This window comes from Salinicola sp. 4072, from assembly GCF_036663415.1.
In the GTDB taxonomy this organism is placed as follows: Bacteria; Pseudomonadota; Gammaproteobacteria; order Pseudomonadales; family Halomonadaceae; genus Salinicola; species Salinicola salarius_A.
Genome location: NZ_JAXOVV010000029.1, coordinates 24,307 through 38,459, shown reverse-complemented (window position 1 = coordinate 38,459; position 14,153 = coordinate 24,307). Strand labels below are relative to the sequence as shown.

The window sequence follows — 14,153 nt, the reverse complement described above, 5'->3', positions numbered from 1 at the left end:
GGGCCTCGTCGACGTTGATATCGCTGATGGTCATGTCACCGCATAGACGTGCCGAAGGATCAGGCACACTATGCCAAAAAAATCAGGTGGTTGGCGACATGCCATCCGCAGCCACCTGAATAGTTACCTTTCTTTTTTGACCATCGATATATCGATACCGAGTGCCGAGAGGTCGTGGATGGCTCCGAACTTGCTGACCGACACCAACAGCCCCCTGAATGCCGATCAGGCCAGACGCGTGCAGCAGGCGCTGGCGGATCTGGATGCCGCCCAGCGCCAGTGGTTGAGCGGATATCTGGCCGGCCTCAACGCCCAGTCCGCAGGGGCGCCCCAGGCCGGCAATGCGCAGACGGCGCCAACGCCTTCCGCAGCGCTGACCGTGCTCTACGGCAGCCAGACCGGCAATGCCGAAGGAGTGGCCGAACTGGCCGCCGAGCGTGCCCGCGCCCAGGGATTCGACGTCACGCTGGCGAGCATGGCGGACGCCGGCAAGAAGACCTTGAAGGCGGTCGAGCGGCTGCTGGTCGTCGTCAGTACCCAGGGCGACGGCGACCCGCCCGATCCGGCGCTCGAATTCCACGAGCTGATGATGGGCCGCAAGGCGCCGAAACTGGCGGGGCTGCGTTTCGCCGTGCTGGGGCTGGGTGATGCCAGTTATGAACACTTCTGTCACACGGCGAAGGAGTTTGACGCCCGGCTTGCCGAACTCGGGGGCGAGGCGATCCTCGAGCGGACCGATTGCGACGTGGACTACGAAGAGAAGGCCGAGGCCTGGATCGACCAGGTGCTCGAGTCGCTGGCCGGCGATCTCGCCACGCCGCCCCCGGCCCAGGCCGCTGACGCCGGCATGTCGCAGAGTGCCCAGCCGCGCTATTCCAAGAAGCATCCGTTCATGGCCGAGGTGCTGACCAGCCAGCCGCTCAACGGCCGCGGCTCGGACAAGCAGACGCTGCATCTCGAGCTGTCGCTGGAAGACTCCGGGCTCGAATACCTGCCGGGCGATGCCGTCGGTGTGGTGCCGCAGAACGATCCCGCCCACGTCGACGAGCTGATCGAGATGCTCAAGCTCGATGCCGAATCGCCGCTGGAGGAAGGGCGTGTGCTGCGCGACGCGCTGCTGACGGACTTCGAGGTGACCACGCTCACGCGGCCGTTCCTGCAGCAGTGGGCCGAATGGTCGCAGGCGCCGGAACTGCGCCGGTTGCTGAGTGAAGAGGCCCGCGACGAGTTGCGCGACTGGCTGCAGGGGCGCCATATCATCGACGTGATCGAACAGTTCCCGGTGGATGGCATCGATGCCGCCCAGTTCTCGGCAGCGCTGCGCAAGTTGCCGCCACGCCTCTACTCCATCGCCTCGAGCCAGGCCGCGGCTCCGGACGAAGTGCATCTCACCGTTGCCGTGGTGCGCTACGCCACCCACGGGCGATCCCGCAACGGCGTGACCACGAATTACCTGGCGGACCAAATCGAGCCCGGCGACCGTGTGCCGATCTACATCGACCGCAACAAGCAGTTCAAGCTGCCCGACGATGACGACGCGCCGCTGATCATGATCGGCCCCGGCACCGGCGTCGCCCCGTTTCGCGCCTTCCTGCAGGAGCGGGAGGAGCGTGGCGCCAGCGGCGATAACTGGCTGTTCTTCGGCGACCGTCATTTCCGCAGCGATTTCCTGTATCAGGCGGAGTGGCTCAAATGGCGCCAGCATGGGCTGCTCACGCGGCTCGACGTCGCCTTTTCCCGCGATCAGCCCGAGAAAGTCTACGTTCAGGACCGGCTGCGCGAGCAGGCGGAAACGCTCTACGCCTGGCTGGAAGCGGGCGCGTATGTCTACGTCTGCGGCGATGCCGAATTCATGGCGCCGGACGTGCATCAGGCACTGCGCGATGTCATCCGCGAGCAGGGCGGGCATGGCGAAGCCGGCGCCGATGATTATTTGCGTCAGATGCAGCAGGAGAAGCGTTATCAGCGCGACATCTATTAGAAAACTGTCTGCACTCGCCCATACGTCGTTAAAAATCGGCCCTCGATGCTCATTGACAACCACGTTAACTCCGCATGAGTGCCGATTTTTGCCTAGTCTGGCCTTCGTTCGATCAGTTTTCTGGCGATTGCGGTACGACGACCAAATAGATACGACATCTAGCTCCAGTAGAGGAGGCCGACATGGACATCATCGCCAAACTGCGTGACGTACACTGGGATGAGCTGCATCCCAACGAGCGGCTCAAGGTGGAAAGCGATTACCTGCGGGGCACGCTCGAGGAAGGGCTGGCGGATCGCGCCACTGGCGCCGTTGCCGAGGACGATACCCAGCTGACCAAGTTTCACGGCTTCTACCAGCAGGACGACCGCGACCTGCGCGACGAGCGCCGGCATCAGAAGCTCGAACCGCTCTACAGCTTCATGGTGCGGTTGCGCCTGCCCGGCGGGTTGGTCACGCCCGAGCAGTGGCGGACTCTCGATGACGTCGCTTCACGCTACGCCAACGGCACGCTGCGGATCACGACCCGCCAGACGTTCCAGTATCACGGCGTGCTCAAGGAGAACCTGCGCCCACACTTGCAGACGATCCATCAGGCCATGGTGGACACCATCGCCGCCTGTGGCGACGTCAATCGCAACGTGATCTGCACCGCCAACCCGTATCGCTCGGCGGTGCATCGCCGGGTCTACGAGCTGAGTCACGAGATCAGCACTCGCCTGCTGCCTCGCACCCGGGCCTATCACGAGATCTTTCTGGGCGAGGAGCGCGTGGCCGGCGGCGCCGAGGAGCGCACGGATACGGCGGCAGAGGGTGGATCGCCGACGCTCGATCCCAAGGAGCCGCTCTACACCCGCCATTACCTGCCGCGCAAGTTCAAGGTGGCGCTGGCGATCCCGCCGGAGAACGATGTCGATCTGTTCGCCCATGACGTCGGTTTCATTGCCAACGTGGTCGATGGAGAGCTTCACGGCTTTACCGTCTGCATCGGCGGCGGCATGGGCATGACCCATGGCGAGCCGGCGACTTTCCCGCGTCTTTCCGATCCCATCGGCTACTGCGCGCCGGAAGCGGTGCCCGCCGTGGCGGAAGCGATCATGCTGGTGCAGCGCGACAACGGCAATCGCCGCGACCGCAAGCAGGCACGCTTGAAATATACCGTCGAGGAGATGGGACTCGACGCGTTCAAGTTGGAGGTGGAACAGCATCTGGGCGAGCCGTTGGCGCCAGCGCGCGAGTACCACTTCGAAAGCAACGGCGATCGGCTGGGCTGGGTGCAGGGAGACGACGGCCTCTGGCACTATGGCCTGTTCGTCCAGAACGGGCGCCTTGCCGACTTCCCGGATGGCCCGCAGCTGCGAACCGGCCTGAGGGAGATCGCCGAACAGCATGACGGCGATCTGGTGCTCACCACCAATCAGAACGTGATCATCACCCAGGTCGACGAGTCCCGCCGCGACGCCATCGACGCGCTGCTGGATCGCCACCGTCTGGTCGCGGAAACCTCACCGCTACGACGCAACGCCATGGCCTGCGTGGCATTCCCGACCTGCGGGCTGGCGATGGCGGAAAGCGAGCGCTATCTGCCCTCGCTGATCGACAAGCTGGAAGCCGTGATGCGCGAAGCGGGGCTCGCCGACGATGCCATCATCGTGCGGATGACCGGCTGCCCCAACGGCTGCGCGCGGCCGTATCTCGCCGAGATCGGCTTCGTCGGCAAGGCACCGGGGCACTACAACCTCTACCTCGGCGGCGGCTTCAGCGGCCAACGACTGAACAAGCTCTACCGCGAGAACATCAATGAGGCGACCATCCTCGAGGCACTGACACCGCTGATCCAGCGCTACGCCGCCGAGCGCGAGGAGGGCGAGCCCTTCGGCGACTTCGTGATTCGCACGGGAGTCATTGCAGAGACCAAGGCCGGACGCGAGTTTCACGAGGTCTGAGCGCTCCCGAGCGGGGAGTGGGTAATATGGCTACGTGTGGCTACGCCCGCTCCGGTACCGGACGCTTGGCCGGGCCGCCGTAGGGCCATAGCCAGCCCTTGGGCATCGGGCCCTTGTTGCGGCCGCCCTGGCACTGCTGCTCCCAGGCGTGGGCGAGAATGCCGACCGAGCGCGAGAGACAGAACAGGCCGCGTGCCAGCGGGGCGGGGAAGCCCAGTTCGGCGTAGATGACGGCGGTGGCGCCATCGATGTTGAGCGGGATCGGCTTGCCTTTCATGGCGATCAGCTGCCGCTCGACCTCGCGGGCGATGGCGACGAAGCCGCCTTCGACCTCGCCGCGTCCGGCGGCTTCTTCCACCAGTTGCAGCAGACGCGGCCCGCGAGGATCGACGGGGTGGAAGCGATGGCCGAAGCCGGGAATGATCTTCGTCCGGCTGCGCTGCCATTCGGCGATGCCTTCCTGAACGGCGGTTGCCAGATCCGTTCCGCCAGCCTGGCGTTCCTGAATCGAGCGGTACAGTTCGACGGCCTGTTCGCCGGCGCCGCCGTGAACGTCATCGAGCACGTTGACGGCGGAGGCCATGGCGTTGTTGAGACTGCTGCCGCAGGTTACCGCCATCCGCGCGATGGCGATGCTCGGTGCCTGGGGGCCGTGGTCGACGGCACTCATCAGCGCCGCTTCCAGTAGGTTGGATTGCGGCCGGGTGGGCAGCTCGCCGCAGGTCATCAGCCACACCATGTCGGCGAAGCCGACGTTGCCGACCAGCTCCTCGATGGGATAGCCGCGATAACGGATCTCGCCGGGGCGCATGTCGATGATGTCGGTCTTCCACCACTGCTGGGCCTGGTATTCGGGCGTGTGAGTATCGGTCATGGGATATCTCCGGTTTTATTCGTCGTTGGCGGCGTGCGCCGGTAGCAAGGTGGCGTTGTCCTGACCCAGGCGCGGCGGGGGGGAGGCGACGCGGGGCGCCTGGCCATCGAAGCGATAGCCGCCGCTGACCACTTCCAGCGGCCGGCCGATCGGGGAGGTCTCGAAACGCTCGATCAGTCCGCGGTCGCGAACCTGGGGGTGTGCCAGCGCTTCGGCGACGCTATAGACAGGGCCGGCCGGAATGCCGGCGTCGACTAGCCTTGGCCACCAGTATTCGGTCGTTTCTTGTTTCAATACCGCTTCGATGCAGTCGCTCAGCGCCCGGCGATTGTCCAGGCGCGCCTGACGCTGGGCGAAGCGGGCATCGGTCAGCCATTCCGGATGCTCGAGCAGATGGCAGATCGCCTCGAACTGCTCCTGCTTGTTGGCGGCGATGTTGATCAGGCCATCGGCGGTCGTGAAGGTGCCGGACGGGCTGGCGGTGACGTTGTCGTTGCCCAGCGGCTGCGGCGGCTTGCCGGCGACGAGCAGGTTGGATACCGCCCAGCCCATGGTGGCAAGCACGGATTCGAGCATCGAGATGTCGATGAAATGCGCCTTGCGCGGCCGTTCGGCCAGAGCTGCGTTGATCGCCATCGCCGCGGTCAGGCCGCCGACGGTGTCGGCCAGCGGATAGCCGACCCGATAGGGCGCGTTTTCCGGCGCGCCGGTGATGCTCATCACGCCCGCCATGCCCTGGATGATCTGGTCGTAGGCCGGATAGTTCGCCAGCGGGCCGTCCTGGCCGAAGCCGGAAATCGCGCAGTAGACCAGCTCGGGATTGGCCTGGCGCAACGTCTCGAAACCGAGCCCGAGGCGCTGCATGACGCCGGGGCGGAAGTTCTCCACCACGACATCGGCGGTCGCCACCAGTTCGAGAAAGGCGTCGCGATCGTCCGGCTGCTTGAGATCCAGTGCCACCGAACGCTTGCCGGCATTCTGGGCGAGAAAGGAGACCCCCATCAGGTCCTGGTTGAGGGCGGGGTCCGCGCCGAGCTGGCGAGCGAGATCGCCACCTTGGGGGCGCTCGACCTTGATCACCTCGGCGCCGAGATGGGCGAGCTGGTGGCAGCAGAACGGCCCGGCCAGCACGTTGGTCAGATCGAGTACCCGATAACCGGTCAATGGCGACGACATTATTCCTCCTGGTGAAACCGATTCTTTTAGAGAGAATATTGTTCGCCGAGGCGAGTTGCAATACCGTTTTGCCTGTCGCAACATTCGCCATTAGTTCAAGCTGCACCAGTCATCCAGACTAGCCAGTCATCCAAACTACGATCACCAGAAACAAAGGAGCGTCCTATGGCCCAGCGGCGTGTCGAAGCCGTCGAGCGAGCGCTGACCCTACTCGAGGCGTTCTCCCAGGAGCGGCGCGAGTTTTCGTTGACCGAACTGGCCAATGCGACGGGGTTCTACAAGAGCACCATCCTGCGGCTGATGGCGTCGCTGGAACACTTCGGGTATGTCACCCGTGACGAGCGAGGCATTTATCGCGTCGGCCCGGCGGTATCGCGCTTAGCGCCGCTGGCGGGCGAAGGGCCGCAGCTCGAGAACCTGGTGCGGCCGATCCTAGAGTCCCTGCGCGATGCCAGCGAGGAGACCGCCTCCTTCTACGTGCGCGACGGTGACCACCGGATCTGCCGCCTGCGCGAGAATGGGCGGCTGGAAGTGCGCCATCACCTGGAGGAGGGCGTCAGGCTTCCTCTGGGTCGCGGCGCGGCTGGCCGGGTGCTCAATTACGAGACGCCTCGAGGCCAGGTGGCGGTATCGAGCGGAGAGCGACAGGCCGGTCTGTCGGCGGCGGCCATCGGCATCTACAACGGCGAGGGCGAGTTGATGGGGGCGCTGGCGCTGTCCGGGCCCAGCGAGAGATTCAACCAGGCGGTCAGGGATCGCCATGTGCCTCTGCTGGCGCAGTACGCGCCGCGTCTCGAGCGGCAGTGGCCACGCTCGCTGCGCACCGCCTGAGATCATCGAGCCCAGTCGCCAAAACAGAACGAACGTCAAAACGGAGCGAACGTCAAAACGGAGCGAACGTCAAAACGGAACGAACGCGCCGGGCGGCTCTTGGGCGAGTCGTCCGGCGCGGTTGGCTTTCCTGGCGGCCAACAAGCCTACTGGATCAGACCCACTTCCTTGGAGATATCCTCGATATCGGCGATCTGCTGCTCCACGTACGCCTTGAACTCCGGCCCGCTGCGGTCGAATGGAATCAGCCCGTTCTGCTGCATGATGTCCTTCCACTCCTGGCTTTCGTAAACCTGGTGCAGGGCGTCTTCCCACCAGACCACGTCCTCATCGGAAAGCTTCGGCGGCAGGTAGAAACCACGCCAGTTGATGCCTTCGACATCCACGCCCTGCTCCTTGGCGGTGGGGAAGTCGCTGAGCGCACCGGGCAGTCGCCCGTCGGCGAGAACGGCGAGGACACGCAGATCACCGGATTCGACGAAGCCCAGCGTCTCGGAGGCATCGCCGGAGAAGGCGTCGATATGGCCGCCGACGACCTGGGTCATCGCCTCGCCACCGCCGTCGAACGGCAGGTACTTGATCTTGTTCAGCGCCTTGATGCCATCGGCCCGCGCCATCATCAGCACCTTGAGATGGTCCCAGCCACCGCTGGCACTGCCGCCGGCGAAGCTCACGCTGGAGGGACTTTCCTCCATCGCGTCGAGAAGTTCCTCCAGATTCTGATAGGGCGAGTCCTTGCTCACCGCGATCACGCCGTAGTCGGCACCGACCGTGCCCGCCCAGTTGACCATGTCGGCGTTCAGGCCGGGAAACTGGTGCTGGGCCAGGCGAGTGGTGGTCGATGTCGACGCCGAGACGATGACGTCATTCTGACCGGCCCGCTTGGTGACGACGTGGGAGAACGCGACGCCACCGCTGGCGCCCGGCATGTTGGTGGTCTGGACGCTGCCATCGATGGCGCCGATTTCACTCAGTACCTGGCCCACGCTGCGGCAGGTGAAGTCCCAGCCGCCGCCAGGGTTGGCGGGGGCGATACAGTCGATCTTGCCGCTCGGGCCGGCCGCTTGCGTCACCAGAGGCAGCGCCGCCAGCGTGAGCGCGACACAGAGGGCGGATGGTTTCAAGGACAGCAATGTCATGGCGTCTCCGTTATTCTCTTTTGTAGAACCTGTTTCGATGGTGGAAATTAAAACCGTCCGCGCGTCGGGGTCAATCGCCAGACGCTGAATTGCGACTAAAGGATATTGACAGAGATTACGAAGTTCTCCCTGGTAGAACTTCCAGGTGGTGCGGCAGGGTTGGCAAGACATGAGGGCAAGACAGGAATCGCAAGACAGGGAGCAAGATTCGGTTGGCTATCGGCTCGACTTTTCCCGCCTGCCCGTCGCCTTTCGGGAATGACCGGTTTCCACTCCGGGGAAGAGGCGTCAAACTACCCGGATGCGTCGTTTCCGGCTCCACGGGCCGGTGTCCGCTCGACAGTGCTGGCGAAATGCCGGCCCATCCCTTTTCGGCTAGACGGTCTTTTATGTCGTTACGCAAATCTATCCGCATCAACAAGTACATCAGCGAAAGCGGGATGTGTTCTCGCCGCGAAGCCGATCGCTTCGTGGAGCAGGGCAACGTGTGGATCAACGGCCGCCGGGCCACCACGGGGGATCAGGTGGTGGCGGGGGATCGGGTCAAGGTCAACGGCCAGGAGATCGAGCCCCAGGAAGAGGAGGACCTGATCCTGATCGCGCTGAACAAGCCGGTGGGGATCGTCAGCACGACCGAATCCAGCGAGAAGGACAACATCGTCGAGTTCGTGAAGCACGGTGCACGGATCTTTCCGATCGGCCGGCTCGACAAGGATTCGCAGGGGCTGATCTTCCTGACCAACAACGGCGATCTGGTCAACAAGATTCTGCGCGCCAACAACCAGCACGAGAAAGAGTATCGGGTGACGGTCGACAAGCCGATCACCGATGAATTCGTCGAAGGCATGCAGAACGGCGTGCCGATCCTTGGTCAGGTGACCAAGCGCTGCCAGGTGCGCAGGGAATCGACATTCGTGTTCACCATCACGCTGGTGCAGGGGCTCAATCGCCAGATACGGCGCATGTGCGAATACTTCGGCTACGACGTCACCCAACTGATCCGTACCCGGATCATGAACGTCTCGCTCAAGGGTCTGGCGCTGGGCGACTGGCGGGACCTGACGCCGAAAGAGATCGATACCATCGTCGCTCTGACGGCACAGTCCGATGGCGCGCCGGAGAAGCCGTCCGCCAAGCCCCGCTCGCGTTCGAACGCCGGCAAGGCACGGGCGCCATCCGCCGGCAGAGGCCAGCTGTCGACCCGGTCCGGCGCCAAGACCAAGGCGGGCAAGGCGGCGGGCAAGTCGACGTCTAACGGCAGGAAGGCCGCCGGCGGGAAGGCGTCTTCCAGCCCGAAGACCGGCTCGAAAAACAGCTCCGGCGGGAAGCCTCGATCCAAGGCGCGGGCGGCCAATGGCGGCAAGCCCGACGCCAGGGGAAAGGCGGGCGCCAAGCCTGCGGGCAAGGGCCGTGGCGGCAAGCCCGCGAGTCGGGGGAAGGGCGGCCCGCCCAGGAAGCGTTAACCGATCGCCTTCACGCCGGCCTTGGCTACCTGCAGGTCCTGATCCGGCTTGACGCCGGAGACGCCGACGCTGCCGATCACGTGACCGTCGTGGATGACCGGGACGCCACCAGAAAGCAGTGCGGTCATCGGCGCGGTCACGAAGGCGGTGCGGCCATTGTTGATCATCTCCTCGAAGACCTGGGTCTCCTTGCGGCCGATCGCTGCATTGCGCGCCTTCTCGGTGGCGACGCCGGCGCTGAACGGTGCGGCGCCGTCCATCCGGCGCAGGCCGAGCAGATGACCGCCATCGTCGGCGACGGCAATGGTGACCGCCCAGCCCTGAGCTTCGGCTTCGGTCTGCGCGGCATCCAGAATGGCGTTGACGTCGTTGAGTTCGAGTGCGGCTTTGGTCTGCATGGTCGGGTTCCTGTCGGGAAGATGATGGCTGTGTTTTGTGGCTAAGGGTGTTTCAAACCGCTGCGCTGGCCTGCCGTGGCGGGATGGCGCTCTGGTCGGTTTCCGCGGTTGCCAGAAGCTCGTCCACCAGTTCGATCCAGTGGCGTACCGGCGTGCGGCCGGCACCGTTGAGGTGGCTCTGACAGCCGATATTGGCAGTGACGATGGTATCCGGCGACTGGGCTTCCAGCGAATCCATCTTGTTGTCGCGCAGGCGCTTGGCCAGCGTCGGTTGGGTGATGGAGTAGGTGCCGGCGGAGCCGCAGCAGAGGTGCGCATCCTGAACCGGGGCGAGCGAAAATCCCAGCCGCGTGAGCACGCTTTCGACGGCGCCCCCCAGCTTCTGCGCATGCTGCAGCGTGCAGGGGCAGTGAAACGCCAGCCGCGCCGATGGATGGTTCGCGCCCAGCGCTTCCAGATCCTCCTCCCGCAGGATCTCGACCAGATCCCTGGCGAGCTCGCTGACGCGCTTGGCCTTGACGGCGTACTCGGGATCGTCGGCCAGCATCTCGCCATACTCCTTGACGAAGGCGCCACAGCCGCTGGCGGTCTGGACGATCGCTTCCACGCCGGCTTCCCCGCTCTCGCCTCCGTTTTCGATCAGCGGCCACCAGGCATCGATGTTGGCGCGCATGCGCTCGCGGCCGGCTTGCTGGGCATTGAGATGAAAATCGATGGCGCCGCAGCAGCCTGCTTCCCGGGCCGACCTGATACCAATCCCCAGCCGGTCTAGCACCCGCGCGGCGGCATCGTTGGTGTTGGGCGCCAGGCCGGGCTGCACGCAGCCTTCCAGAATCAGCATCTGGCGCGTGTGTCGGGCGGGGTCCGGGCGGCGCTGGCGATGCGGCACGCGCGCGGGGATCTTGTCGCGCAGGTCGTGCGGGGCCAGCGGGCGGAACGTCTGGCCCAGGGCCAGCAGCGCCTTGAAGCGTCCGGGCTCGACCAGGGCCGTGCGCAACCCCAGGCGCATGGCGCGCTCGCTGGGGCGGCGCCCGACCCGGCGGTCGACTTCGGCGCGGCCGATATCCAGCAGCTTGTGATATTCGACGCCGGAAGGGCAGGTCGTTTCGCAACTGCGGCAGCTCAGGCAGCGGTCGAGGTGCAGCTGGGTCTCCTGGGTGATCTGCTCGTCGCCATCGTCGCTCTCCAGCAATTCCTTCATCAGGTAGATGCGCCCGCGAGGGCCATCGCGCTCGTCGCCCAGTAGCTGATAGGTCGGGCAGGTGGCGTTGCAGAAGCCGCAATGCACGCAGGTGCGCAGAATGCGGTCGGCCTCGAGAATATGCGGCTTGGTGCGGGCGGCTTCGGAAAAATGGGTCTGCATGATGACTCCTTGCCACGTTGGCGCATGAACGGCCCGATCCTGGCGTGGAACGGACTCGCCAGTTGGCGTAAAACGGCCTACCAGTCGGCGTAGAGCCGGCCGGGATTGAAGATCCCCTGCGGGTCGAGCCGCTGCTTGAGCTGGCGGTGATACTTGGCCAGCACCGGCGGCAACGGGGTGAAAGGCGAATTCTCGTCGTCGACCGGCGTGATGCGCGTGGCATGGCCGCCGGCCGCGATGGCTGCCTCGCGGATGGCGATGTCGTGGTGCCCCTCCGCGCCGCTTCCCGTCGGGCTTTGCAGCCAGCGTTGGGCACCGCCCCAGTCGATGAGCCAGTCGCCGTCGAGTGCCGGCGTGCGGGCGAGCGCCGGCAACGACAGACGCCATAGCGTCCTGTCGGCCGCGTTGGCGAAAGCGCCGTCGAAGAAGGGCAGGCGCAGCTCTCGCAGCTGCGACCAGAACAGGGGCTCGTCCAATTCGCCGCCGAGGCGTTGGCGCGTGGCCGACACCGAGCCTTCGCCGCCTTCGAGGCGTATGTGCAGCGCCTCGCCATCGTGGGCGGCGCCAGTGATCGGCAGCGGCTCGCGCCCCCACGCTGCCAGCCGGTCGAGCGCGTCGGGCAGTGGCAGTTCGAGTCGCAGGCAGGCGCTTGCCTGAGGCAGTGGGAGGACCTTGAACGAGACCTCGGTCAGCACGCCGAGCGTGCCCTGGGCGCCGACCATCAAGCGGGAAAGGTCGTAGCCGGCGACGTTCTTCATCACCTCGCCGCCGAAGCGCAGCAGCTTGCCCTCGAAGGTGATGACGCGCACGCCAAGCACGAAATCGCGTACCGCGCCCACCCACGGGCGCCGGGGGCCGGAAAGCCCGGCGGCAACCATGCCGCCGACGGTGGCATCGTCGCCGAAGTAGGGCGGTTCGAAGGCGAGGCGCTGGCCGTTGTCGGCGAGCGCCCGTTCGAGATCGCGCAGCCGGGTGCCGGCGCGCGCGGTGGCGACCAGCTCCACCGGATCGTAGTGGACGATACCGTGATGGCCGGTGGTGGAAAGCGATTGGGTAGTATCGACACGGCGGCCGTAGAACGCCTTGGTGTCGCCGCCGACGATACGCAGCGTGGCCCGCTCGGCGTGGGCCCGTGTGACCTGTTCGCAGAGCGCTTCGCTGTCGTCGCTGCCGGTGGCCGGTGCGACGGGGGCATCGGGCCCGGCTTCGCCCGGCGCGGTATAGGCCGGCTGCTGGTCCTGCAGGTGGGTCATGAACGTCTCCTCGCCCTTGATCGTTAGAACCGGGGCAGCTCTGGGTGCGGCAGCTCACCGTGGTGGACATGCATGGCGCCGAACTCCGCGCATCGCGCCAGCGTCGGGATGTTCTTGCCGGGGTTGAGTAGCCGGCGCTCGTCGAAGGCGGACTTCACCGCGTGGAACAGGGTGATCTCGTCGGCGGCGAACTGGGTACACATCTGGTTGAGCTTCTCGCGGCCGACGCCGTGCTCGCCGGTGATGCTGCCGCCCGCTTCGACGCACAGCTCGAGGATCTTGCCGCCGAGCGCCTCCGTGGCCTCGAGTTCGCCCGGCTGATTGGCGTCGAACAGGATCAGCGGATGCAGGTTGCCATCGCCGGCGTGAAAGACGTTGGCCACCCGCAGCCCATAATGCGCGGAAAGGTCGTTGATGCCCTTGAGCACGCGTGGCAGTTCACGCCGCGGGATGGTGCCGTCGATGCAGTAGTAGTCCGGCGACATTCGGCCCACGGCAGGGAAGGCGGCCTTGCGCCCGGCCCAGAAAAGCTGGCGCTCGGCGTCGTCGCGGGCGAGCTGGATCTGCGTGGCGCCGGCCGCTTCCAGCAGATCGCGAACCCGCTCGCAGTCGGCCTGCACGTCGGCTTCGACGCCATCGAGCTCGCACAGCAGGATCGCCTGTGCCTCGACGGGGTAGCCGGCGTGAATGAAATCTTCGGCGGCACGAATCGCCAGGTTGTCCATCATCTCGAGGCCGCCGGGAATGCAGCCGGCAGCGATGATGTCGCCCACCGCCTTGCCGGCCAGCTCGACGTCGTCGAAGCAGGCCATCAGCACTTTGGCGACTTCCGGCTTGGGCAGCAGTCGCACCGTGACTTCGGTGATCACGCCCAGCATGCCCTCCGAGCCCATGAACAGCGCCAGCAGGTCGTAGCCCGGCGTGTCCAGCGACTCGCCGCCCAGCGTCATGCGCTCGCCTTCGATGGTGACGATATCCACGCTCAGCACGTTGTGGACGGTGAGGCCGTACTTCAGGCAATGGACGCCGCCGGCGTTCTCGGCGACGTTGCCGCCGATCGAGCAGGCGATCTGCGAAGACGGGTCTGGCGCGTAGTAAAGCCCGTAGGGTGCGGCTGCCTCGCTGATAGCCAGATTACGGACGCCGGGCTGGACGCGGGCGATGCGGGCGTCGGCATCGACGCTCAGGATTTTGTTGAAGCGCGACATCACCAGCAGCACGCCTTTTTCCAGCGGCAGCGCGCCGCCGGAGAGGCCGGTGCCGGCGCCACGCGTCACCACGGGCACGGCATGCTCGTAGCAGACCCGCATCAGCGCTTCGATCTCGGCCAGCGTCGCGGGCATGGCGACCAGCATCGGCAGCACGCGATAGGCCGACAGCCCGTCGCATTCGAACGGGCGCAGGTCCTCTTCGCGATCGAGCAGGGTCAACTGGGGGGCGACCGCCAGGATCGCCGCCATCAGCGCCGACTTGTCGACATCGGCGATCTCGCCGTCGATGCGCTCGTCGTAAAGCAGTTCCATGGCATCTCCTCGGCGCTGGCCGGTCAGGTACGGTTCAGGAATCGATTTGTGGAAGCGCTTTCCACGATTACCGATGGGTCATTCTGTGGAAGGTCGTCGGCGTCGGCTATTAGCCAAAAGCCCAACGAGTTGGAAAATGGTCAGACCAAAGCGGTGCGTTAACGCGACGCCCGGCCATGGCCGGGCGTCGCGATCGTTCTGTCGTC

11 protein-coding genes are annotated in these 14,153 nt (G+C 65.5%); 4 read left to right on the top strand and 7 right to left on the bottom strand.

Translation table 11 applies throughout. The features are described 5' to 3' along the window. Positions 1–178 precede the first annotated feature (178 nt). Both R3F72_RS16190 and R3F72_RS16185 read left to right on the top strand, forming a co-directional pair. Positions 179–1,981 carry an assimilatory sulfite reductase (NADPH) flavoprotein subunit gene (locus R3F72_RS16190; protein WP_087717543.1) on the top strand — a complete coding sequence of 601 codons (1,803 nt, stop codon included), beginning with the start codon at positions 179–181 and terminating at the stop codon, positions 1,979–1,981. A 182-nt stretch (positions 1,982–2,163) separates the two neighbouring features. Next, a complete protein-coding gene (locus tag R3F72_RS16185) occupies positions 2,164–3,927 on the top strand; it encodes an NADPH-dependent assimilatory sulfite reductase hemoprotein subunit (protein ID WP_332780184.1) in 1,764 nt (587 codons plus the stop codon). Between the two features lie 40 nt (positions 3,928–3,967). Here R3F72_RS16185 and R3F72_RS16180 read toward each other — a convergent pair whose 3' ends face one another. Both R3F72_RS16180 and R3F72_RS16175 read right to left on the bottom strand, forming a co-directional pair. Further along, positions 3,968–4,801 carry a citryl-CoA lyase gene (locus R3F72_RS16180; RefSeq protein WP_332780183.1) on the bottom strand — a complete coding sequence of 278 codons (834 nt, stop codon included), beginning with the start codon at positions 4,799–4,801 and terminating at the stop codon, positions 3,968–3,970. A gap of 15 nt (positions 4,802–4,816) precedes the next feature. Next, positions 4,817–5,977, bottom strand: a complete 1,161-nt coding sequence (locus R3F72_RS16175) for a CaiB/BaiF CoA transferase family protein (RefSeq protein ID WP_332780182.1) — start codon at positions 5,975–5,977, stop codon at positions 4,817–4,819. 165 nt (positions 5,978–6,142) lie between these two features. On the opposite strand from R3F72_RS16175, the gene R3F72_RS16170 reads away from it, so the two are divergent. Continuing rightward, positions 6,143–6,808, top strand: a complete 666-nt coding sequence (locus R3F72_RS16170; protein WP_332780181.1) for an IclR family transcriptional regulator — start codon at positions 6,143–6,145, stop codon at positions 6,806–6,808. Between the two features lie 146 nt (positions 6,809–6,954). Here R3F72_RS16170 and R3F72_RS16165 read toward each other — a convergent pair whose 3' ends face one another. After that, on the bottom strand, positions 6,955–7,947 hold the full coding sequence (locus R3F72_RS16165; RefSeq protein ID WP_332780180.1) for a Bug family tripartite tricarboxylate transporter substrate binding protein: 993 nt from the start codon (positions 7,945–7,947) through the stop codon (positions 6,955–6,957). Positions 7,948–8,336: 389 nt separating this feature from the next. Between R3F72_RS16165 and rluF the strand changes: the two genes are divergently transcribed. Beyond that, the gene (rluF, locus tag R3F72_RS16160) at positions 8,337–9,410 is read left to right on the top strand and encodes a 23S rRNA pseudouridine(2604) synthase RluF (protein ID WP_332780179.1); all 1,074 of its coding nucleotides are present in this window, start codon (positions 8,337–8,339) and stop codon (positions 9,408–9,410) included. Here rluF and R3F72_RS16155 read toward each other — a convergent pair. The 4 genes from R3F72_RS16155 to glcD all read right to left on the bottom strand — a co-directional run bounded on the left by R3F72_RS16155 (position 9,407) and on the right by glcD (position 13,947). After that, on the bottom strand, positions 9,407–9,808 hold the full coding sequence (locus R3F72_RS16155; RefSeq protein ID WP_332780178.1) for a GlcG/HbpS family heme-binding protein: 402 nt from the start codon (positions 9,806–9,808) through the stop codon (positions 9,407–9,409). The two genes, rluF and R3F72_RS16155, sit on opposite strands and share 4 nt — an antisense overlap. Before the next feature lie 52 nt (positions 9,809–9,860). Then, positions 9,861–11,171, bottom strand: coding sequence for a glycolate oxidase subunit GlcF (gene glcF / locus R3F72_RS16150; protein ID WP_087717551.1), 1,311 nt, complete (start codon positions 11,169–11,171; stop codon positions 9,861–9,863). 77 nt (positions 11,172–11,248) lie between these two features. Beyond that, on the bottom strand, positions 11,249–12,424 hold the full coding sequence (gene glcE / locus R3F72_RS16145) for a glycolate oxidase subunit GlcE (RefSeq protein WP_332780177.1): 1,176 nt from the start codon (positions 12,422–12,424) through the stop codon (positions 11,249–11,251). Between the two features lie 23 nt (positions 12,425–12,447). Further along, entirely contained in the window at positions 12,448–13,947 is a 1,500-nt protein-coding gene (glcD, locus tag R3F72_RS16140; RefSeq protein ID WP_332780176.1) for a glycolate oxidase subunit GlcD, read from the bottom strand. Between the last annotated feature and the right edge of the window lie 206 nt (positions 13,948–14,153).